This is a genomic window from Streptomyces sp. SAS_272, assembly GCF_052543235.1.
Genome location: NZ_JBMNDR010000021.1, coordinates 67,323 through 87,445, shown reverse-complemented (window position 1 = coordinate 87,445; position 20,123 = coordinate 67,323). Strand labels below are relative to the sequence as shown.

Sequence of the window (20,123 nt, the reverse complement as noted above, 5' to 3'; positions counted from 1 at the left end):
CTTCGCCAGTCAGGAGACACAGAGCGCCATGGACGCCATCGACGAGCGGATCATCACCGAACTCACCCGCAACGCGCGGATCTCCCACGCCGAACTGGGCCAGCGCGTACGGCTGTCACGCAACGCCGTGCGCCAGCGCGTCGAACGGCTGGAGCGGCAGGGGCACATCGGCGGCTACACGATCGTGCGCCCGTCGTGCGGCCAGGACCGCGAGACGGTGACCGCGCACGTCCTGGTCTACCGGGAGGACCGGATGCGCGGGGCCGACGTCCTCGCCGCACTCAAACGCATCCCCGAGGTGGTCTCCTGCGACGTACTCAGCGGGCAGTTCGACCTGTTGGTCAGTGTGGAGGCGGACTCCCTGGAACGCGTACAGGGCATCTGGGAGCAGATGGCCCAGATGCCCGGTGTACGGGACACGGTGACGGCGCTGGCGCTGTCCCGGGTCGTCAGCCGGCCGCGGAGATGAGGCGCAGCGCGCTCTCGCGGTCCAGCAGCCCGCGACGTACGACGACGTCGACCACGTCGGCCCCGGTGCGCGAGGCTTCCCAAGCCACCTCCGTCGCGGCCTCGTGTCCGATGCGGGCGGCGAGCGCCGTCACCGCGCCGACCGCGCCGGCGCCTGCGCGCGCGAGCCGCTCCCGGTCGGCGGTGATGCCTGCCACGCACAGGACGCGCAGCGCCGAGCAGCCGTGCGTCAGCCAGACGATGTGCTGCAGCAGCAGATGTCCGATCAGCGGCTCGAAGGCGTTCAGCTGCAGCTGGCCGTTGTCCGCGGCCATGGTGACAGCGACGTCGGCGCCGACGGTCGCGAACGCGATCTGGTTGACCATTTCGGGGATCACCGGATTCACCTTGCCCGGCATGACCGACGAACCGGCCTGCCGCGGCGGCAGGGAGATCTCCGCGAGGCCCGCGCGGGGCCCGCTGGCGAGCAGCCTCAGATCGCTGCACACCTTGGACAGCTTGACCGCCGTCCGCTTGAGCACCCCCGACACCAGCAGGAACACGCCCGTGTCCGACGTCGCCTCCACCAGGTCGGCGGCCGGCGTGACGTCGAGCCCGGTCAGCGCGCGAAGGTGGCGTACGGCTGCGACGGCGTAGCCCGGGGCGGCGGCGATGCCGGTGCCGATCGCCGTGGCGCCGAGGTTGGTCTCGGCCAGCAACGGCAGCGTCTCGCGGATCCTGTCGACGTCCTCCGCGAGCGTCACGCCGAACGCGCCGAACTCGCGGCCCAGCGTCATCGGCACGGCGTCCTGCAACTGCGTGCGTCCGACCTTGACCACGGTGGCGAATTCGGCGCCTTTGGCGGTGAACTCGGCTGCCAGTGAGGTCAGTTCATCGCTCAGTTCGCTCAATGCGGCGCTGACCGCGATCCGTAGCGCCGTGGGGTAGGTGTCGTTGGTGGACTGGCAGCGGTTGACGTCGTCGAGCGGGTCCAGATGCTCGTAGCGCCCGCGCGAGTGGCCCAGATGTTCCAGCGCGAGGTTCGCGATCACCTCGTTGGCGTTCATGTTGGTGCTCGTGCCGGCGCCGCCCTGGATGACGTCCACGCAGAACTGTTCGTGGTGGCGGCCCTCCGCGACGGCCCGGCAGGCCGCCGCGATCGCCCGCACCTTGTGCGGCTCGAGGACCCCGATCTCGCCGTTGGCCAGGGCCGCGGCATGCTTGACCTGCGCCAGGGCCCGAACAAGGTGGGGGTGGACGCTGACGGGGACACCGCTGACGCGGAAGTTGTCCAGGGCCCGCGCCGTGTGCGCGCCCCAGTACGCCTGCGCGGGCACCCGCACCTCCCCCAGCGCGTCGGACTCGACCCGCGTCAGCGGAGCGGCCGACGCCGGGGAGACGGCTTCGGCTTCGGCTTCGGCTTCGGAGCAGCTCACGCCGGCTCCCTGTTGAGGCAGACGACCTTCGGCTGGGTCATCTCCTCGTACGCGAACCGCACGCCTTCGCGGCCCATGCTGCCGTACTTGAAGCCGCCGAACGGCATGGCGTCGAAGCGGTAGTCGGAGGAGTCGTTGATCATGACGCCGCCTGCCTCCAGCAGCCGTGCCGCGGCCATCGCCCGGTCCAGCGAGCGGGTGAAGACTCCCGCGTGCAGGCTGAAGTCGATCTCGTTGGCCCGCTCCACGGCCTCTTCGAAGGAGTCCACGGCCTGGAGCACGACGACCGGCGCGAACACCTCCTCACACCACAGGTCAGAGGTCGCCGGAACGTCCTCCAGCACGGTGGGGGCGTACAGGCTGCCCTGCCGCTCGTGCCCGCACAGCAGCCGCGCGCCCTGCTCGATCGCTCCCGTGACCGTCTTCTCGGCGGCGGCCGCCGCCGATTCGCTGATCATGGGGCCGACATCGGTGCGCCCGTCCATCGGGTCGCCGGTGCGCAGCCGCTGCGTCCGTTCGACGAAGGCTTCCCTGAACGCCGGGTACACCTCGCGTTCGACGAGGATCCGCTGGGTGCCGATGCAGTTCTGACCGGCCGCCCAGAACGCACCGGACACGCAGGCCTCGACGGCCGATTCCACGTCCGCGTCGGCCAGGACGACGACCGGGGCGTTGCCGCCCAGGTCCATGGCGAGCTTCTTCAGCCCCGCCGAGCGGGCGACCGCCTCACCCGCGCAGAAGCCGCCGGTGAAGGACACCATGCGCACCTCCGGCGCGGACACCACGGCGGCCCCCAGGTCGGCGCCGCCGTTGACCACCGTCACCGCCTCTTCCGGCAACCCGGCCTCCACCAGCGTGTCGACGAGCCTCAGCGCGGACAGCGGGGTCAGCAGGGACGGTTTCAGCACGACGGCGTTGCCGCCGGCGATCGCGGGCCCGAGTTTGTGGGCGACCAGGTTGAGCGGGTCGTTGTACGGCGTGACCGCCACGATGACGCCCAGCGGCTCGCGCGTGAACCAGCCCAGCCGCCCCTCCGATCCCTCGTAGGCGTCGAACGGCACCACCTCGCCCGCGTTGCGGCGTGCCTCGGCGGCCGACAGACGCAGGGTGTTGACGGCCCGGGAGGTCTCCTTGCGCGCCTGGACCAGGGTCTTGCCCGCCTCGGCGACGATCAGCCGGGCGAAGGATTCGGCGCGCTCCTCGACGAGTCGGGCCGCGCCGTCGAGCACGGCAGCGCGAGCGGCGCGGGAGAGACCGCGCGCCTTGGTCCGCCCCTCGCGGGCGCGCCGCATGACGTCGTCCACCGAGGCGGCGGGGGTGACGCACACCGACCCGATGGCCTCGCCGCTGTAGGGGTCGCGCACGACAGCCATGCCGTCGCCGACCTGGTCGTGGCCGGTCAGGCCGGCGCCCGCCCCGCTGCCGGAGGCGGTGTTCGGGGCGGTGGCCGTCAGGGCCGTGATGTTCAGGGCGGTGTCAGGCACGGCCGGCCTCCAGGAGGGTCTCGACGGACGCGGGCATCGTGGTGCGCTCGTGGATGCCGATGACGTCCGACAGCAGGGCGTACGCCGTTTCTACGCGTCCGGCGCCGGGCCCGGCGACCGTGACGGTGCCCAGCAGGTCGGTGTGGAAGGCGACGGCGTTGAGGGGCCCGGAAACTCCGGCGAGCGCGTGTTCGGTGGGCAGGGCGACCGGCGCGACCCGGGCCTCGACGGTGCCGTCCGGGCGCCGGGAGGCGGAGCCGACCAGCTTCCAGCGCAGGCCCTCGGCCGCGGCACGGCGGACGTCGGCGGCGGTGAGGGCGGACAGTCCGGTGCAGGGGACGTCCGCGCGTCCGAGGTCGGCTCCGAGCACCTCCCCGGCGAGGATCATGACCTTGAGCTGGACGTCGTAGCCCTCGATGTCGGCCGTCGGGTCGGCCTCCGCGTACCCCAGGGCCTGGGCCTCGGCGACGGCGTCCGCGAAGGAAAGGCCGGACTCCACCCGACCGAGGACGTAGTTGGAGGTGCCGTTCATGACACCCTCGAAACCGCTCACGGCCAGCCCGCCGAACATGCGTCGCGCGGTGCGCAGGACCGGGGTCCCCGACATCACGGTTCCCTCGAACTCGAAGCACACGCCGTGCCGTCGCGCCAGCTCCTTCAGGGCGCCTCCGTGCAGGGCGACCGGCCCCTTGTTGGTGGTGCAGACGTGCTTGCCGGCCTCGACGGCCCACCGCACGTGGGACAGCGCGGGCTCGCCGTCCGTAGGGTTGGTGAAAGTGGCTTCGGCCACGATGTCGGCGGGCGCCTCGCGGATGACCCATTCGTTGCGGGGGTCCGGGCTGCCGCCCGCCAGCATCGAGAAGTCGAGCTCACCCGGGGCCACGGCGAGCAGCGGCGCCAGGTCTATCCCCGGGCCGTCCGTGCGCACGAGCGATCCGGCCCGCAGGTCGGTGATGGCCACCACCCGCAGCGCGAAGCCCAGTTCGGCCTCCAGAGCGTTTCCGCGTTCGACGATCAGCTCGGCGAGCGCTCGGTTCACACCGCCGAATCCGATGAGTGCGAGGTCGTATCGGGTCATCCGGCCTCCTCCTTCCGTGACGGCGCCACCCCCTGGCGGCGCGACCCCCACAGCGTCACGCCTCGGGACGTCAGTACGGCCATGCCGAAACGTCCGCGAGGACTGCCGAAGCGCACCAGCGGCTGCCGTTCGTCCTGCAGCGAGGAGCCGGGCCCGGCCGGGACCGCCCGCCGCGCCGGACATCGCACTCGCCGTGCGCCCTGTCCGGGCTGCGCGGTGGCGCCGGGGCTGCCGGGGCCGCCTCGGCGAGCCTCGTCAGGTACGGGCTCCGGCGGCCACGGACAGTGGTCAGGGTCACCGACTCGTATAGTGCGGTCGTGACGACGAACGGCCCCGCCTCCGGACAGACTGGCCCAGGAACGGCCTCCTCGCTGCGGATGGCCCTGCGCGTGGTCAACGCCGTGCTGGACCGCGAGGCCTCCGGCCGTACCGGTTTCAACGTCAGCAGGCTCGCGAGCGAGGTCGGCATCGAGCGCAGCAAGGCGTCACGCACCACACAGGACCTGTGCGACAAGGGCTTCCTCGAACGTCTCGACGACTCGACGCTGCGCGCCGGTGACGCGTTCTTCACCGCCGCCGCGTCCCTGCACCCGGGCCTGCTGCGGCGCAGCCGTCCACTGCTGCGCCGCATGGCCGTGGCCCATGGGGCCGGCGCGCGGCTCTCCGTCCTCGACGGCGTCCAGGTCCGCCTGCTGCGCGCCGAATCCGCCGCCGGCTGGTCCCAGGAGTGGCAGGGCCGCGCGAGTCTCGTCACCCCGTGCTGGTGCACCGGCGCAGGTCGCGCACTCCTCCTCGACCACACCGCCGAAGACCTCGCCGCCCTGCTCGACGACTACGAGCTGATCGGCGTCGGCGGACCCAACGCGGCCCGCACCGCCGCAGAACTCGTCGCAGCCAACGACCACGACCGGCTGCGCGGTGTCGTCGCCGCTCACGGGGAGTTCGAACACGGGGTCACCGAGTACGCGGTCCCGGTGCGCGACCCCGACGGACGCATCAGGGCTGCCGTGTCGGTCGTCGGCAGGGAGCAGGACCTGCTGCCGCGTCAGCGGGCGATCCGCACGGACCTCGCCGCCGCCGCAGCCGCACTGACGGACGCCCTCGGCGCCAACGACACCGCACGCTAGGCCCTTCGCGGCCCGCCCCATGTCGGCACACCCGGTCCGCGGCCCCCATACCGGCCTTCGCCGCCCGACTGGCCTGCACCATCAGGCCTGCACATGGTTCAGCACCGCCGCGCGCGCTGTCGTCCCCCCAATTTCTGGGGATTCACGCACCTTCCTCGGTCAGGCCATTGTCCAAGATGCGCTCCGGACTTCGGTGCGCACTCCGCTCGGCTGCGCCTGGCCGGCAATGACTGGGGGAAACCCATGACAAGAAGCGCCCTACGGCGTCGTGATGCCGTCGTCGCTCTGCTGAGCGCCGGCATCCTGGCACTCGCCACCGGCAGCGCGTCCGCGGCGGACGCCTTGATCTATATCACCGAGAACTCCGTCGTGGGCGTCTACAACACGACGCATACGCGGAACGGCAAGGTAGGGGTCCCAGACCTGGTTGTCCGGGATGCGATCGTGGCGGACTGCTGGGGCCGCGGGGACAACATCGACAACCACGGGAACGTCTGGTATCACACGCGGTCGGAGCGCTACACCGCCCGCAACCAGGAACAGTTCGTCGTGGGCTGGACGTACGGAGGGTACGTGGACAGCAACGAGGCCTTCCACAGCGGGGCCATTGAGGAGTGCTGAGCGGATGAACTGACCCCGTCCGGTCCTGGGTTGTCCAGTACCGGGCAGCCCCACTCGTAAAGGCTGGGAATCGAAGCTTCCAATTCCGATTCTTGCGGCGGAGGCCGCATACACGCCAACGACCGCCGCAGATCGGCCAACGTGTCGCGATTGCGGGCTCTCGAATGTGCGCCTACCCATAATTTTCGCATGAATCGGGACCTGGAATTGATCTTCCGGACGTTGCCCTCGGCGGCAGCGGAGGCCACGACCATTCCCGAATTGGGCAAAGTGATGTCACGGGAGATCATGCGCCTCGTGCCACACGACGGATACATGCTCAGAGGAACTGACCCGCTGACGGGGGCCGCGTGTTTCCTCACCAAGGAATACGGGTACGGGGCCGACTGCTATCGCGAGTTGGAGACCGAGGAAATACTTGGCCACGATCAGCACACGGTGGCCGGCCTGTCCAGAAGCGGCCGTTCCGTCGCCCTCCTCGAATGCGACGCGCCCGACAGGCGGCAGCACAGTATCCAGCACGAGAAGATCATGAGCGTGACCGGAGTGGGCAGCGAAATGAGAGTCGCGCTCACCCTCGACGGCAGGGCGTGGGGCCTGTTGGTACTGCTGAGAGGCAGAGACAGCAGACCCTTCACCCTGACCGACGCCGCGAACACGGGGAGACTGTCCGAAGCCTTGGCCGGTGCCCTGAGGCAGCACGTCGCGAGCCGATTCCTGCGTCCCGTCCGTAGCGCACCGGACCCGGGCATCGTGGTGATCGACAGCAGCGACAGGATCAGCGCCGTGACCAGCACCGGCCGTGAATGGATCCGCAGGCTCGTACCTGACGCCGTGCTGTCCAACGAAGACGAGATCTTCGCGCACGTCTGGAACATCGCCCTCACAGCACGTCAGCCGGGCCGTCAAGCACTCAGCCGTATCCCCGGTCCTGACGGGTGGATCGTGCTGCGGGCCCAACAGTTCGACGAATCATCGCCGGCCGGCGTGGCAGTGACCATCCAGTCGGCTTCGTCCGACGTGCTGCTGCCTGCCGCGGCCGTCCTCTACGGGATCACCTCCAGGGAGCAGACGGTCATCCGGCGAGCTCTCGACGGACTGGCAGCCAAACAGATCGCCCATTGCCTGAATATTTCTTTGCATACCGTCAACGACCACTTCAAAGCAATCTATCGAAAGACCGGGGTCAACAGCCGGGAGGAATTGATCTCCAGCCTGTCGCAATAGCTCGTCCCGGTGCGGCTCCGACGACGCTTCTCCACGCAGTGAGGTCTGCCGACGTCTCCACCGATCGGGTGCCCGACTGTGAAACACGGGCGGCATCACCGCGTGCCGATGAGCGTCCCGTACTTGCCTGCGGACGATGTCCAGGGCAGGTGGCCCTTCTCGTCGGTCACGGCGAGGACATGCAGGCCATGGTTGTGGTGGTCGCCGGTGTGCTGTCGCCCGTCGGCCTTCCCGGCGCCCCGGAAGATCCTCCGAGCCGCCGCGTCGAAGACGCCGACTCCAACACCCGTCGGGCCTGGTTGTCGGGCTGTCACTCTTCCCTCAACCGGGCCCAGGTATGAGTGTCCAGACTGTCGTGGGGTCCCGTCCGGGCAAGTTCGGCGCCGTCGGGTCCTGCCGGAGACGTGGTGAAGTGCGCACCCTCGGAGCCTCGGCGCCTGATCCCAGTCCCCTGCGGTGCTCCCCTACCGACGCGGTCCGGGCCGATGTAGCGTCAGCGCCCGGGGATGAGGTGCACTTCGACGAGAACGAACCGCAGTCTGCTCAAGAAGGGTGCCCGTCCGCAGAAAGGGCTGACAGCAGAGCGACACGCAGGGCGGCGCCGCTCGACTCGCGGGGAGCCCACGTCGGTGCGGCCCTGCCGACCGTCGCCCCGGTCCACCTCTGCCGACACGGCAAGCCGGTGGCTCTGGACGTAGTCAGCGGAGCCTTCCTGCTCTGGTCCGCCTCAGCTCTCGTATGGGCCTACGCGGACGGGGACCACGGCCGCCACGCACTCCAGCGGGGCGCACAACGTCACCTTCGGACGGGGCAACGGATTCGGAGAACCAGGGCCGAAGCAGAGGAGAAATGTGATGAGTGAGGTCGACCCGGTGGAGAGCGGCCCGCGGTACGCCGATGAGCTGACGACAGACATCGTGTGGGAGATCGGCGACTTCCTGCTTCCCCGACTGGAGCGAGCGGCACGTGCTCACCCTTCAGACAGCGAAGAGGGCATCACGGCCTCAGCACTCGCGGAGGCAGTGGCCACGTTGGTTCTCACGTTGGAGGGGACCATCACCGGCGGAATGCCCGGCCGTGTTCGTATTCCGGTCGTGATTCCACAGCCCCCGGCGCCCTCTGAGGAAGAACGGCGGGTGCGAGCGGTGATGCGGCTGGATCGCCTGCGGGAAGATTGGAACCATCTTTGTGACCTCGCCGGTTTCTGGCGCTCCGCACCTGGCTGTCACGTCTCCCGCTGGCGCAAGGTCGAGTTCCGCGATGCCGAGCATGAGCGTTGGTACCGCCGGCAGCTGTCCTCCCTCCATCGGGAGAGCCGCGTCATTCGACCGACACAACAGGAATGACGCTGGTCACGCCGGTCGTGGCCGACCGCATGGCGTCCATCGCCGAAGCCGTCCTCTCGTGGCGGGTCTGCAGGCCGCAGTTCTGCGGCCTGTCACCTACACGGCCGAGAAGGACACCGAGATCACCGGCTACCTCAACCTGCACCTGTGGGTGGAGACCGAGGATGCCGACGACGCCGACCTGTTCGCCGCGGTCTGCAAGACCGACGTCCAGGGCCGACGGCTGTACCACATCACGGTGGCCGGCGAGCAGCGCGCGGGACTCGCCGCCGCGGCCGCGCAGAGGGCGACACTTCCCGTGTCGATGGCCTACTCGAGAAGTCTGCCACCGTCCACCTCTCCGGCCTCCACATCGCAAGCATCTTCCTCTGGTCCGCCCGATGCTCCGAACGAAACCGCCCAGGTCGTATCCCCCGACTCCGCAGGCGCATGAAGGCCTTCGCCGATTCTCGTAGACTCATGACGTGGCATTCATGAGCACCCCGCACTGCTGCTTCCTGTGATCGGAAGCCGCTGAGGGCGAAGCCGGACGGCGTCGCCCTCCTCGGCGTGCCTGCTGCGTGAATTACGTCCCACCGCTGCCCGGTCCTTCCTGAGGGCAGTGACACTCTGGGCGCGCGCAGGCACGGACTCTTCCCTTCACCCTTCCCAGGAGTGCCTCGTGCCCGTGTCGCTTCCCCCTGCCCTCGAACTTTCCCTCGACCTGCTGCGTTGCCCGACGTGCCGCACACGCCCCCTGCACCCCGACCGGAGCGCACTGCGCTGCCCGGTGGGCCACACCTTCGACATCGCCCGCCACGGCTACGCCGGCCTGCTGACAGGCACCCGCGCCACCAGCGGCGATGACTCGGCCATGGTCCAGGCCCGGGACCGATTCCTGTCCACCGGCGCTTACGCCCCCATCCGCGAAGCGGGGGCCCTCCTGGCGGCCGACGCCGTGTCCGAGCAGGCCACGGTGGTGGACGTAGGGTGCGGCACGGGCTATTACCTGGCCGGCGTACTCGACCGGCTGCCCAGCGCACGCGGTCTGGGCCTGGACACGTCGGTACGCGCACTGCGCTCGGCAGCCCGAGCCCACGAACGAGGCGCCGCGGTGGCCTGGGACGCCTTCCGTCCCCTTCCGCTGGTCGACGGGGCGACCGACGCCGTGCTGAACGTGTTCGCCCCGCGCAACCCGGCCGAGTTTCACCGCGTGCTGCGCCCGACCGGCCGGCTGATCGTGGTCCGTCCCACCGGGCGGCACCTGGCTGAGCTGCGCGGCCGGTTGCCTTCCATGGTCACGATCGATCCGGCCAAGGAACAGCGCCTGCACCGGGCACTGGACCCGTTCTTCGAAGCGGCTGTCACCGAACCTGTGGAGTACCCCGCGACCCTGACCAGGCTGAATGCCCTGGACCTGGTATCGATGACACCGAGCGCACGCCATGTGAGCCGAGCAGATCTGAACGATGACGGCTGCCTGCCCGATCAGGTCACCGTCTCCGTGCTGGCCACCGCCTACCGACCTCGGTGACCACGAGCGGGCGCATGCGCCTGCTGACCGACGAGCAGTGGGCAGGCTTGACTGCCGGTCTTCCATGCAACGCGGTGAGAACGGGCGCACGTTCGCGTACCTCCGTCGCTTCATCGACGGGATCGTCTACCGGCACCGCACCGGAATCCCCCGGAGGGATCTGCCCGGGAAGAGCTGACCGGTCACCCAGGCGTGGAAATCAGCAGGCACCATGAACCCGGGCGACGCCTACGCGGGCGAAGGGCCGGTTCCGCCTGGGTTCCGCCTGGGAGTGTCGTGATCTTGTAGGGCTCCACAGCAGCCTGCTCACGGCATTCCCGTTCCAGCGGGCATGTCACATCACTCCCCCGCTGACAGCCGGTTGGGTTTGCGGCGGGGCCGGGTTGCCGGCTGATGCCCTCACGGCCGTCGTAGGGGCAGCGGACGAAGCGTGGGCCATCGCGTGAGCATGGCCTCCTCGACGGCCGCGGCGAGTCGTCCCAGACCGTTGAGCTCAGTGCCGTCAGCGGTCATCTCGCTGACGGTTCCGAGACGGTGGACAAGCCGCTGCCGGGCCGTTGCCGTGCCCCATTCCCAGTCCTGGTCCGGAATACGGGCCAGGTGGTCGACGGTGCCACGTTCGGCTCGCTGGACCAGTGCGTCGCCTCGTAGCAGCCACGCGGCACATGCATCGGTGAGATCGCCTTCGGCGTCCGTGCCCGTTGCCTCGCGCCAGGTCGCGCGATAGGCGATCTCCGCTGCGTGCAGCAGACGCTGCGCGGGGGCCGTGGCGCACCAGCAGGTCGGGAAGCCGATGCGCAGGTAGGCGAGTTCCACGAGTCCGTTGCCCAGCGCGGCCTGTTCGAAGTCGATGAACCGGACGCCGCCACTGGTGTGCATGTCGTTGCCGGGGCAGGGATCACCGTGCAGCAGGGCATAACCCTGGGTGCCGGCCAGGCGGTCCAACAGGTCGTCCAGCTCGGTTCGGGCTCTGGCCGGAACCACGACGCCGAGCGTTCGGGCAAGTCCGAGGAAGGAGTCGATGTCGCTCTGGGTCGGTCCGGACCAGGCCGGGAGTGCGCCTGTGTCGTCGGCGTCGGTGGCCGCATGGAGTCGGGCCAGTGCCGCCGCGTAGTCGACCACCCAGTCCTCGCGGGGCGGCTGGTGGTCCAAGTGTTCGAGAACCAGCACGCGTTCGGCCGGATCGGCGCCGAGGAGCATCGGCACCACGGGCGGGTCGACGCGGGACGCGAGCTTCAGCGCTGCCACTTCGCGGGCATACCTCTCCGCTGCCTCCGGAGCGTCGACGAGCTGCTTGACCACCACGGGCCTTCCGGACAGCTCTGCAAGCCACACCCGAGAGCGCGGACTGCTTCCCAGTCGGCGAGCCCTACGAGGTGAGCCCAGCTCGGACCGCAGCTCGTCCCCGAATGGCAGTCGTGACCACATGGACTCATGCTCGCACGCACGCGTATGCGCGAACCGGGTTTACGCCAGGGCGCCGCCGCTCCGCCTGTCGCGTAACCCGTCGAAGCGCAGCCCTGCTTCCGCGCGTGGAGCGGCCGTCCCGGTAGAGGCCGCCACGGTGTCCGGGCCTTCACCGGGGCGGACTCGGACCGGTGGCGTCACCGAACCCGCCTGATCTGGTGAACTACCCGCGAAATTAGCTATGTTGCCGTCATCTCACCGGACATCCGCGAGGAGCAGGGGGCCATGGGCCAACAGCACAAGACCTTCCGTGCGATGGAGATCGGCGACGGAAGCGACGGGCGATGGGCCACCCATACACAGGCGCTGTGGCCGCTGGCGGAGGGGTGGATGACCGAGGAGAGCCGGACCTTACCGGGCGCGGACCGTGCTCGGAGGCTGTTCGAGGCACACATGCCGGAGCTGGTACCGGTCCTCGATCGCCTCGCCGGTCAGCTCGACCGGCCAGAAGGGGATACCTTCCTCACCCTCGCGGCCTTGCGACCGTTCTTCTCGGGCTGCACCCAGACAGGCGTCGGTGGCACTCTGCTGCGTAACTACGACTTCAGTCCTCATGAGTGTGAGGGCACCATCGTCTCCTCGCACTTCCTCCGACCCGTGATCGGGATGCAGGATGCCGCCTGGGGCTTGCTGGACGGGATGAACGACGCCGGGCTCGCGGTCTCACTCACCTTCGGCGGACGCTTCGTGCACGGCCCGGGCTTCGCCATCCTCATCGTCCTGCGCTACTTGCTGGAGACGTGCAACACCGTTGACGAGGCCGTCGGCAAGCTGAGGTCGATACCGATCTCCATTCCGCAGAACGTGACCCTCGTCGATCCCGACCAGGCGTTGACGGTATTCGTGGGGCCGGACATCCCACTGACCGAGGCTCCGGACGCCTGCGCTGCCAACCATCAGCACATGCCGGTTCCCGCCGAGCAGGAACAGTCCTCCCGGACCCAAGAGCGACTGAACGCCATTCGCGCGGCCGGCACGGACGTGGCGGCGATGCTGAAGCCGCCGCTGTATCAGTCCGCATACGAGGAGCGGCTGGGAACCGTCTACACCGCCCACTACCGGCCCTCGGAAGGCCGGGTGACCTATCACTGGCCTGCCGAGTCCTGGGAACAGTCCTTCGGTGACTTCGCTCCGGGGTCCCGTACCGTCACCATCGGGCAGGCCGACTGACATCTCTTTCCCGACAGTCCGTAGCGCAGGGCACGCCCCTGGGTGCGCATCCTCCCGCGCCGATCTGGCCGAGGCGCAGGGCTGCCGCGTGAAAGGTCACATGCCGCGTGCCGCACCAGGAACTTGCTCGTTCTTCAGGAACCCTGACGGCGCTGCTCAGGCGATCCAACCCTCACCGTGTCGGTGACGCTCCAATCCCAGGGCGGTGAACTCGTCCTCCCCGGCGTCCGCCACGACACCCAGCCGCCGAAGCGCCTGCGAGATGGCACTGCCGGCCGGCGGGAAAGGATGACCCTCCGGTACCTGGAGCGGCCCCAGCACGATGGTGCCGCCGTCCCACACGACAGCCTGCTGCTCGCCCACGCCGCCGAAGTACTCGGCTTCCACGTAGGCCACCGGTCCAGCGGTCGACCAGTCAGCGAGGGTCTTCGCGAACCCTCCGGGCAGCCGCCAGAACCCCAACGCGCCCGTATCGCCGCCCTCCGAGACGGAATCGAAGAGGGCGTCCGTCATCGGCATCAGCGACACGCCTTGTCCGAGCGACGCCACCCGAGCAGCGGACAGCACCCGCGAAGCGGCGTTCAGCACCTCTTCTCCAGCGATCACTGCTTGCAGGTCATAGCTCATCCCAGCGCCCCCTCGAACGATCGAACCGAATCCCGTCACCGCGTCGTCCGGCCATCGGGGCCCGTGAGTCGCCCACGCGCCATACCCTCGCACACCGTGGTGAGGATGCTCCCGTGGATTTCGCCGGGAGCGCTGCGCCCATGGCGGGGGGCCGCTGAGCGCGGCCTGCCCTCGAGCCGTGACGGGCACAGCCAAGACTCGCGGCCCGGTGCAGTGCTTCCTCGCGCGCAGGTTCTTCCTTTGCCGTGCCTCCTGGCGTGCGGTGGCGAACGTGCCCGTGCAGGGGCGGCCGACTCGCGGTCAACGGCTATGTGTTCGGTGTCGTGGATCGTACGCAGCCGTGAGCCGGCACCCCTGCGGATCGAGGCGTGTCACTCGGTCAGGAAGCGTTGGAGCAGGTCGACGACGGGCTGCACGGGCACGGTGGGGTCGAAGGCGCGTTGGACGCCGATGCCGATGCCGAGGCTGAGCAGGATCAGGGCCGCGGTGTCCGCGGGCATGCCGGGCGTGACGCCCAGTTCCTGCGTCTGAGCCCTGATGAGGTCCGCGAGAACCCCGGTGACGGTGCGGCGTCGGTGGGCGAGCTGCGCGCAGACCTGCGCGTCGTGGCGGTTGGCGGTGGCGAACTCGACTTCCAGGGCGGTCCACGAGCTGTCGCCGATGTGCTGTTCGGCCCAGCGGGCGAAGCCGGCGAGGCGGTCCTCGATGCGTGGCGCGTCGCCCATCGCGACGGCTATGTGCGCCACTTGCTGCATGGCGATGCGGTCGAGGACGGCCAGGCAGAGCTCGTTCTTGGTCGCGAAGTTGGAGTACACCGCGCCCTTGGAGTAGCCGGCGGCCTCCGCGACCCGTTCGATCGAGGTGGCCGTGAAGCCGTCGCGCAGAAACAACTCGTGCGCGGTGTCGAGGACATGTTCGCGGGTGCGGGCCTGGCTCTCTGCCCGGGTCAGTCTTGCCACCCCCGCAGAATACCGCTAGCTTCCAGATTCCCTTGATATCTGAATTCCAGGAGGATCTGTGTCACGACGGCGTGCGCTCGTCATCGGGTGTGGCGGCACACTCGGATTCGCGTGGACCATCGCCGCGCTCGCCGCTGCCGAGGAACAGCTGAACTGGGACGCGCGCACCGCCGAGGTGCTGGTGGGGACGTCCGCCGGAGCGGAAGTCGTGTCCGCTCTCGGCTCCGGACGGTCCGTGTCCGACCTGCTCGCGGCGTTACGGGCCGAGCCCGACGCGGACCCGGTGCTGCTTCGTCACATCCACACCCACCCCGGTGCGCTGCCTCCTGTTCCATGGCCCGGGCTGCCCGGCGCCGGGCTGGCTGCGGCGGCCGTGCGGGGCCGGATCTCACCGGGTTCAGGGCTGGTGGGGCTGCTGCCGCGCGGCCGGGGCGACGCGGGCTGGCTGCACCGGTTCGGCGCGGCCCTGGCGGACGGCGGGCCCTGGCCGGACTCCACGCGCACCTGGCTGGTCGCGGCCGACGCACGTTCGGGGCGGCGGGTCGCGTTCGGCGCGCCGGGAGCCCCGGCCGCGGACCTCGGCAGCGCGATCGCCGCGTCCTGGGCGATCCCGGGCTGGTTTCCGCCGGTGCGGATCGGTGGACGGTCCTATGTCGACGGCGGAGTGTTGTCGCCGACCTCGGCCGACCTGCTGGTGCCCCTGGGGCTGGACGAGGTCGTGATCGTCGCTCCCATGTCGACCTCCGGGGGCGCGCCGGCCACCGGTCTGAGCCGTTTCGAACGGGTTCTTCGCCGCTGGATGACCCGGACCGTCGATGCGGAAGAGCTCCTGCTGCGCGCGGCGGGATGCCGCGTGGTGCGTATCGAGCCCGGAGCACAGGAACTGGCCGTGATGGGGCCCAACTTCATGGACCTGCGGCGACGGCAGGCCACCCTCGACGTTTCCCTGCGCACGGCACCCGACCTCGTCAAGCGAGCCATCGACAGGAGCATCCCGGCATGAGCACACATCTCGAGGTCATCGTCGTCGGCGCCGGGATCTCCGGAGTGGGTGCGGGGGCCAGGCTGCGCGAGGCCGGCATCCGGGATTTCCTGATCATCGAGCGGGCGGACGACTTCGGCGGCACGTGGCGGGCCAACACCTACCCCGGTTGCCAGTGCGACGTGCCGTCCCGCCTGTACAGCTACTCCTTCGCCCCCAATCCCGACTGGACACGGGTGTACGCGCACCAGCCGGAGATCCTCGCGTACGTGAAGCGGGTCGCCGACACCTGCCGGCTGCGCGAGCACACCTTGTTCGGGGTGTCCGTCGAGGAGGCCCGATGGCAGCCCGGACAGGCCCGCTGGCTCGTGCGCACGGACGCCGGCGAGTTCACCGCCCGATTCCTGGTGGCCGGTGCCGGCCCGTGGAACGAGCCCCTTCTTCCGGACCTCCCCGGCCTTGACCGCTTCCCCGGCGAGGTGTTCCACTCCGCGCGCTGGAACCACGACTACGATCTGCGCGGCAAGCGGGTCGCGGTCCTCGGCACCGGCGCCTCCGCCGTGCAGTTCGTCCCGGCGATCGCGCCTGAGGTGGCCCGACTCCATCTGTTCCAGCGCACCGCCCAGTGGGTGCTCCCCAAGCTCGACCATCACCTACCGAACGCCGAACGCTGGGCGATGCGCCGCCTGCCCGGCGTGCGGGCCGCGGTGGCGTCGCTGGAGTACCGGGCCATGGAGACGCTCGGACGCGGGTTCAGGCGCCCCTCGCTGATGCGCGGCGTTCAGGCCATCGCGCGGGCCCATCTGCGCGCGACCGTCCGCGACGCCGGCTTGCGCCGCAAGCTGACTCCCGACTACACCCTGGGCTGCAAGCGCATCCTGTTCTCCAACCACTACTACCCCGCACTGAACCGGCCGAATGTCGCCGTGCACGCCTCCGCAGTGCAGGCCGTCGAAGGCGCCACCGTGCATGCGGCCGACGGCAGTTCCGCCGAGGTGGACGCGATCATCCTGGGCACCGGATTCCACATTCTCGACACGCCGCTCTCGGGTCTCGTCCGCGACGGTGCGGGCCGCTCGCTCGCAGACCACTGGCGGGGGTCCCCCGAGGCGTACCTCGGCACCGTCATCGCGGGCTTCCCCAACGCCTTCCTGCTCCTCGGCCCCGGCCTCGGCACCGGGCACTCGTCGGCGTTCGCCATCCTGGAAGCGCAGCTCGACCTCGTCCTGAGCGCCATCAAGGCCGCGCGGGAGGGCAGTTGGACGGCCCTGGAGGTACGCGGCGACGTCCAGGCGGCGTACAACGCACGACTGCAGGCCGCTCTGGCCGGAACCGTCTACAACTCCGGCGGGTGCAGGAGCTATTACCTGGACGTCAACGGCCGCAACAGCTTCAGCTGGCCCTGGTCCACCGACCGGCTCCGCGCCGAGGTCGGCCGGTTCGACGCGCGCGACTTCACCGTCACCCGCGCCCCCGACGGCGTCACCGGCCTACGGCAGAGCACCGCGTGACCGGAGCCCGGCATCCCCGACGCGCCACTCGGGGGCGACCTCACCACCGGTCAGCCGGGCGACTCATCACGGGTGGGCTCTGCGCGGCGAGTCGGAGACACTCGATAAACCGGAGCGGTCGCACGCTCCACGCCGCCGGCGAAGGCCGGTTCCAGCATCGTGCCCGGCCCCGGGGACGCCTGGTGTGCCCGCTCAGGCGGCGAGCCGGTGCTCTGCAGGGCAGGGGACAGCTTTGTCATGAAGCCGGGCTTCGTCGGGGTCTGGCGGACCGTCGAAACCGTGCGCACTGCGGGCAGGAGAAGCGGGTCGGACGGTTCACGGAGATCTCCGGGTCCCGCCCAGGTGCCGCAGGACAAGGAGAAAGGCGAGCAGCACGCGTCAGGCCGGTAGGAGTCACCGGCCGGGCGCGGGGCAGGCGAAACGACGCCTGTGGCGCGGCGGTTCGCCCGGGCGGTCCCCGCCGGTCGGAGGACCCCCGCCCGTGACACGGCGGCGCGTCAGCGCGGGTGCGCCGCGTCGACCAGGACGGTCATGGTGGGGGGCGACCAGGTCCGTCGGCGTGGCCTCGCGGCCCGGCTCCCGCACCTGTGCGCCGCTGGAGACGACCCGGCGACGGGCCCGACCGGCCCGTCAGGCGCTGGACCGGGTGACCAGTCCGGTGGGCAGGATCAGCGGGGTGGGGTCCTGACCGTCGAGGAGTGCGACCAGCATGCGGGCCGTCTCCCGGCCGAGGGCCGTGATGGGCTGATGGACGGTGGTGAGCGGCGGGTCGGCGATCCGGGCGATCTCCAGGTCGTCGAAGCCCACCACGCCGACGTCGGCGGGGACCGTCCGGCCGGCCCCTCGCAGGCTGCGCAGCGCCCCCGCCGCCATGTTGTCGTTGGCGGCGAACACCCCGTCCACATCGGGGTGGCTCCGCAGCAGGTCGGCCATGACGGCGGCGCCGCTGGGCTCGGTGAAGTCCCCCTCCAGCGGCGGGAACGGTTCGAGGCCGGCCGCGAGCACGGCGTCGCGGTATCCGCGGTACCGGGCGCGGCCGGCCTCGGTGTCCATGCGCCCGCAGATCGCGGCGACACGAGTCCGGCCGTGGGAGAGCAGGTGCTCGGTGGCCTCGCGCGCTCCACCGACGTTGTCGACGTCCACGAACCACCGCGGAGCCGGACCGACCGGGCGGCCGCCGAACACGACGGGGATCGCGGCCTCCTGGGCCATCCGGGCCAGCGGATCGTCCTCGCGCAGCGCCATCAGCATGACGCCGTCGGCGCCCCTGGACCGGAAAAGCTCCTCCACCCGCTTGCGCCCCCGGTCGGAAGCGGCCAGGCAGAGCATGAGGTGCAGGTCGGCCTCCTCCAGGGCGGCCGACGCCCCGACGATCACCTGGGCGAAGAACGGGTCCGCGAAGATCGACGGATCCTCGCCGGAGACGACCAGGGCGGCCGCTCCCGTCTGACGGGTGGCCAGGGCACGGGCCCGCGGGTTCGGCACGTAACCGAGCTGCCGGACGGCCCGCTCGACTGCCTCCCGTTTGGCGCGGCTGACATGCGGAGCGTTGTTGAGGGCGCGGGAGGCCACGGAACGGGAAACGCCGGCGAGTGCGGCCACCTCGTCGAGCGTCGGCTGCCGCCGCGGCGCGGCTTCTGCCATGGACCGTGAGCCTTTCCGTCATGGCCCCGAAGAGCCGGAGAACCGGGGAACCCGGTGAACCGGAGCCCTTCGGGGATCGGGGCAAGGGCTGGAAGCGCTTCCAGTTCAGAGACTCTAGATCCTCTTCCTCGCCCTGGGAAGGCGTCTGACGCTCCGCGACGGGCCGCACGAGCACGGGACCAGTGCCTTTCGCGCGGGCGCTTGACAGTTCTGACGCCCCGCCACACCATACCGACCACACCCCAAGGCTCTCCGCACGGCTGGGAACGCTTCCAGTGGGAGCGCTCCCAGGGTTCGCACCTCCGCACCTCCGCACCTCCGCACCTCCGCACCTCCGCACCTCCGCACCTCCGCACCTCCGCACCTCCGCACCTCCGCAGCGCGTCGCATGCTCGGGACGAGCGCGTGCGACGCATCCCCGCCAGGAAACCGAGGTTCAGTCATGCGCCGCAGGCTCCGCGCCCTCGTGACAGCGTTCTTCGCTCTGCCGCTGGCACTCGCCGCCGCACCGTCGGCACACGCCGCCGACCCGACCACCATGACCAGCGGGTTCTACGTCGACCCCGACGCCAGCGCGAAGCGGTGGGTCGCCGCCAACCCCGGCGACGGCCGGGCGCCCGCGATCAGCGCCTCCCTCGCCAACACTCCGGCCGCCCGCTGGTTCGGCTCCTGGAGCGGGGCCATCGGCACCGCCGCCGGCTCGTACGCGGGGGCGGCAGACCGCGCGGACAAACTGCCCCTCCTCGTCGCGTACAACATCTACAACCGCGACTACTGCGGCGGCCATTCGGCGGGCGGCGCCGCCTCGCCCTCCGCGTACACGAACTGGATCTCGCAGTTCGCCGGCGGCATCGCCAACCGCCCGGCGGTCGTGCTTCTCGAACCGGACTCCCTCGGGGACTACGGCTGTATGAACCAGGCCCAGATCAACGAACGGCAGGGCATGCTCAGCGGCGCGCTGAGCCAGTTCAGCCGACAGGCCCCCAACACCTGGGTCTACCTCGACGCCGGCAACCCGGGCTGGGCCGACGCTGCGACCATGGCCCAGCGGCTGCACAACGCCGGTCTGCGACAGGCCCACGGCTTCTCGCTCAACATCTCCAACTACTTCGCCACGGCCGAGAACACCGCCTACGGCAACGCCGTCAACCGCGAACTGAGCTCCCGCTACGGCTACACCAAGCCGTTCGTCGTGGACACCAGCCGCAACGGCAACGGCTCCAACGGCCAGTGGTGCAACCCCTCCGGTCGCCGTATCGGCACTCCCACCCGGCTGGGCGGAGGCGCCGAGATGCTCCTGTGGATCAAGACCCCGGGTGAGTCGGACGGCAACTGCGGCGTCGGAGGCGGCTCCTCGGCCGGTCAGTTCCTCCCGGAGGTCGCCTACAAGATGATCTACGGCTACTGATCCCCCCGCTCCCCCGGTCCGTGGCCTGTTCCCGTGGCCTGTTCCCGTGGCCCGTTCCCGGCAAACGGGCCACGGA

At 70.2% G+C, this 20,123-nt stretch carries 20 protein-coding genes; 12 read left to right on the top strand and 8 right to left on the bottom strand.

Annotation, left to right across the window (positions count from 1 at the left end):
- The first annotated feature begins 28 nt into the window (after positions 1-28).
- Complete coding sequence (locus tag ACN6LD_RS15220; protein ID WP_319187456.1) at positions 29-469, top strand: Lrp/AsnC family transcriptional regulator; 441 nt, start codon at positions 29-31, stop codon at positions 467-469.
- Here ACN6LD_RS15220 and ACN6LD_RS15215 read toward each other — a convergent pair.
- From ACN6LD_RS15215 to ACN6LD_RS15205, 3 genes are read right to left on the bottom strand one after another with little or no spacing between them, the layout of a single operon-like run.
- Positions 450-1,823 (bottom strand): aspartate ammonia-lyase, encoded by a 1,374-nt coding sequence (locus tag ACN6LD_RS15215; RefSeq protein WP_445043449.1) that lies wholly within the window; start codon positions 1,821-1,823, stop codon positions 450-452. The genes ACN6LD_RS15220 and ACN6LD_RS15215 overlap by 20 nt on opposite strands.
- Before the next feature lie 56 nt (positions 1,824-1,879).
- Positions 1,880-3,367: an aldehyde dehydrogenase family protein gene (locus ACN6LD_RS15210; protein ID WP_445043446.1), complete on the bottom strand. Its 1,488-nt coding sequence runs from the start codon at positions 3,365-3,367 to the stop codon at positions 1,880-1,882.
- The gene (locus ACN6LD_RS15205; RefSeq protein WP_445043445.1) at positions 3,360-4,445 is read right to left on the bottom strand and encodes a homoserine dehydrogenase; all 1,086 of its coding nucleotides are present in this window, start codon (positions 4,443-4,445) and stop codon (positions 3,360-3,362) included. Before ACN6LD_RS15205 ends, ACN6LD_RS15210 begins: the two co-directional genes overlap by 8 nt.
- A 317-nt stretch (positions 4,446-4,762) precedes the next feature.
- On the opposite strand from ACN6LD_RS15205, the gene ACN6LD_RS15200 reads away from it, so the two are divergent.
- The 3 genes from ACN6LD_RS15200 to ACN6LD_RS15190 all read left to right on the top strand — a co-directional run bounded on the left by ACN6LD_RS15200 (position 4,763) and on the right by ACN6LD_RS15190 (position 7,420).
- Entirely contained in the window at positions 4,763-5,572 is an 810-nt protein-coding gene (locus tag ACN6LD_RS15200; RefSeq protein ID WP_445043444.1) for an IclR family transcriptional regulator domain-containing protein, read from the top strand.
- A gap of 243 nt (positions 5,573-5,815) precedes the next feature.
- A complete protein-coding gene (locus tag ACN6LD_RS15195) occupies positions 5,816-6,193 on the top strand; it encodes a hypothetical protein (RefSeq protein WP_445043443.1) in 378 nt (125 codons plus the stop codon).
- Between the two features lie 189 nt (positions 6,194-6,382).
- Positions 6,383-7,420: a helix-turn-helix transcriptional regulator gene (locus ACN6LD_RS15190; protein WP_445043442.1), complete on the top strand. Its 1,038-nt coding sequence runs from the start codon at positions 6,383-6,385 to the stop codon at positions 7,418-7,420.
- 95 nt (positions 7,421-7,515) lie between these two features.
- Here the strand turns inward: ACN6LD_RS15190 and ACN6LD_RS15185 are convergent, their stop codons facing one another.
- On the bottom strand, positions 7,516-7,734 hold the full coding sequence (locus tag ACN6LD_RS15185) for a hypothetical protein (protein ID WP_319187444.1): 219 nt from the start codon (positions 7,732-7,734) through the stop codon (positions 7,516-7,518).
- A gap of 540 nt (positions 7,735-8,274) precedes the next feature.
- On the opposite strand from ACN6LD_RS15185, the gene ACN6LD_RS15180 reads away from it, so the two are divergent.
- The 3 genes from ACN6LD_RS15180 to ACN6LD_RS15170 all read left to right on the top strand — a co-directional run bounded on the left by ACN6LD_RS15180 (position 8,275) and on the right by ACN6LD_RS15170 (position 10,279).
- A complete protein-coding gene (locus ACN6LD_RS15180) occupies positions 8,275-8,766 on the top strand; it encodes a hypothetical protein (protein ID WP_445043441.1) in 492 nt (163 codons plus the stop codon).
- 58 nt (positions 8,767-8,824) lie between these two features.
- Entirely contained in the window at positions 8,825-9,199 is a 375-nt protein-coding gene (locus ACN6LD_RS15175; RefSeq protein WP_445043440.1) for a CocE/NonD family hydrolase C-terminal non-catalytic domain-containing protein, read from the top strand.
- 228 nt (positions 9,200-9,427) lie between these two features.
- A complete protein-coding gene (locus tag ACN6LD_RS15170) occupies positions 9,428-10,279 on the top strand; it encodes a methyltransferase domain-containing protein (RefSeq protein ID WP_445043439.1) in 852 nt (283 codons plus the stop codon).
- 399 nt (positions 10,280-10,678) lie between these two features.
- Here the strand turns inward: ACN6LD_RS15170 and ACN6LD_RS15165 are convergent, their stop codons facing one another.
- Positions 10,679-11,707 (bottom strand): aminoglycoside phosphotransferase family protein, encoded by a 1,029-nt coding sequence (locus ACN6LD_RS15165; protein WP_445043438.1) that lies wholly within the window; start codon positions 11,705-11,707, stop codon positions 10,679-10,681.
- A 264-nt stretch (positions 11,708-11,971) separates the two neighbouring features.
- On the opposite strand from ACN6LD_RS15165, the gene ACN6LD_RS15160 reads away from it, so the two are divergent.
- The gene (locus ACN6LD_RS15160) at positions 11,972-12,916 is read left to right on the top strand and encodes a C45 family autoproteolytic acyltransferase/hydolase (protein WP_445043437.1); all 945 of its coding nucleotides are present in this window, start codon (positions 11,972-11,974) and stop codon (positions 12,914-12,916) included.
- Between the two features lie 156 nt (positions 12,917-13,072).
- On the opposite strand, the gene ACN6LD_RS15155 is transcribed toward ACN6LD_RS15160, so the two are convergent.
- Together ACN6LD_RS15155 and ACN6LD_RS15150 are read right to left on the bottom strand one after the other, a co-directional pair.
- Positions 13,073-13,543, bottom strand: coding sequence for a hypothetical protein (locus ACN6LD_RS15155; RefSeq protein ID WP_319187434.1), 471 nt, complete (start codon positions 13,541-13,543; stop codon positions 13,073-13,075).
- A gap of 371 nt (positions 13,544-13,914) precedes the next feature.
- On the bottom strand, positions 13,915-14,502 hold the full coding sequence (locus tag ACN6LD_RS15150; protein WP_319187432.1) for a TetR/AcrR family transcriptional regulator: 588 nt from the start codon (positions 14,500-14,502) through the stop codon (positions 13,915-13,917).
- Positions 14,503-14,560: 58 nt separating this feature from the next.
- Here ACN6LD_RS15150 and ACN6LD_RS15145 point away from each other — a divergent pair, with 58 nt between their 5' ends.
- The 3 genes from ACN6LD_RS15145 to ACN6LD_RS15135 all read left to right on the top strand — a co-directional run bounded on the left by ACN6LD_RS15145 (position 14,561) and on the right by ACN6LD_RS15135 (position 17,385).
- Complete coding sequence (locus ACN6LD_RS15145; protein ID WP_445043436.1) at positions 14,561-15,505, top strand: patatin-like phospholipase family protein; 945 nt, start codon at positions 14,561-14,563, stop codon at positions 15,503-15,505.
- Entirely contained in the window at positions 15,502-16,995 is a 1,494-nt protein-coding gene (locus ACN6LD_RS15140) for a flavin-containing monooxygenase (protein WP_445043435.1), read from the top strand. Before ACN6LD_RS15145 ends, ACN6LD_RS15140 begins: the two co-directional genes overlap by 4 nt.
- 159 nt (positions 16,996-17,154) lie before the next feature.
- The gene (locus ACN6LD_RS15135; RefSeq protein ID WP_415924824.1) at positions 17,155-17,385 is read left to right on the top strand and encodes a cupin domain-containing protein; all 231 of its coding nucleotides are present in this window, start codon (positions 17,155-17,157) and stop codon (positions 17,383-17,385) included.
- Positions 17,386-17,625: 240 nt separating this feature from the next.
- Here ACN6LD_RS15135 and ACN6LD_RS15130 read toward each other — a convergent pair whose 3' ends face one another.
- Positions 17,626-18,639 (bottom strand): LacI family DNA-binding transcriptional regulator, encoded by a 1,014-nt coding sequence (locus ACN6LD_RS15130; protein WP_445043434.1) that lies wholly within the window; start codon positions 18,637-18,639, stop codon positions 17,626-17,628.
- Positions 18,640-19,081: 442 nt separating this feature from the next.
- Here ACN6LD_RS15130 and ACN6LD_RS15125 point away from each other — a divergent pair, with 442 nt between their 5' ends.
- The gene (locus ACN6LD_RS15125; protein ID WP_319187425.1) at positions 19,082-20,047 is read left to right on the top strand and encodes a glycoside hydrolase family 6 protein; all 966 of its coding nucleotides are present in this window, start codon (positions 19,082-19,084) and stop codon (positions 20,045-20,047) included.
- The last annotated feature ends 76 nt before the right edge of the window (positions 20,048-20,123 follow it).

Excerpts from the sequence above, each read along its gene's own strand:
- ACN6LD_RS15220 (WP_319187456.1), top strand. The coding sequence starts at position 29 with ATGGACGCCATCGACGAGCGGATCATCACCGAACTCACCCGCAACGCG.
- ACN6LD_RS15205 (WP_445043445.1), bottom strand. The coding sequence starts at position 4,445 with ATGACCCGATACGACCTCGCACTCATCGGATTCGGCGGTGTGAACCGA.
- ACN6LD_RS15195 (WP_445043443.1), top strand. The coding sequence starts at position 5,816 with ATGACAAGAAGCGCCCTACGGCGTCGTGATGCCGTCGTCGCTCTGCTG.
- ACN6LD_RS15190 (WP_445043442.1), top strand. The coding sequence starts at position 6,383 with ATGAATCGGGACCTGGAATTGATCTTCCGGACGTTGCCCTCGGCGGCA.
- ACN6LD_RS15180 (WP_445043441.1), top strand. The coding sequence starts at position 8,275 with ATGAGTGAGGTCGACCCGGTGGAGAGCGGCCCGCGGTACGCCGATGAG.
- ACN6LD_RS15165 (WP_445043438.1), bottom strand. The coding sequence starts at position 11,707 with ATGTGGTCACGACTGCCATTCGGGGACGAGCTGCGGTCCGAGCTGGGC.
- ACN6LD_RS15160 (WP_445043437.1), top strand. The coding sequence starts at position 11,972 with ATGGGCCAACAGCACAAGACCTTCCGTGCGATGGAGATCGGCGACGGA.
- ACN6LD_RS15155 (WP_319187434.1), bottom strand. The coding sequence starts at position 13,543 with ATGAGCTATGACCTGCAAGCAGTGATCGCTGGAGAAGAGGTGCTGAAC.
- ACN6LD_RS15140 (WP_445043435.1), top strand. The coding sequence starts at position 15,502 with ATGAGCACACATCTCGAGGTCATCGTCGTCGGCGCCGGGATCTCCGGA.
- ACN6LD_RS15130 (WP_445043434.1), bottom strand. The coding sequence starts at position 18,639 with ATGGCAGAAGCCGCGCCGCGGCGGCAGCCGACGCTCGACGAGGTGGCC.
- ACN6LD_RS15125 (WP_319187425.1), top strand. The coding sequence starts at position 19,082 with ATGCGCCGCAGGCTCCGCGCCCTCGTGACAGCGTTCTTCGCTCTGCCG.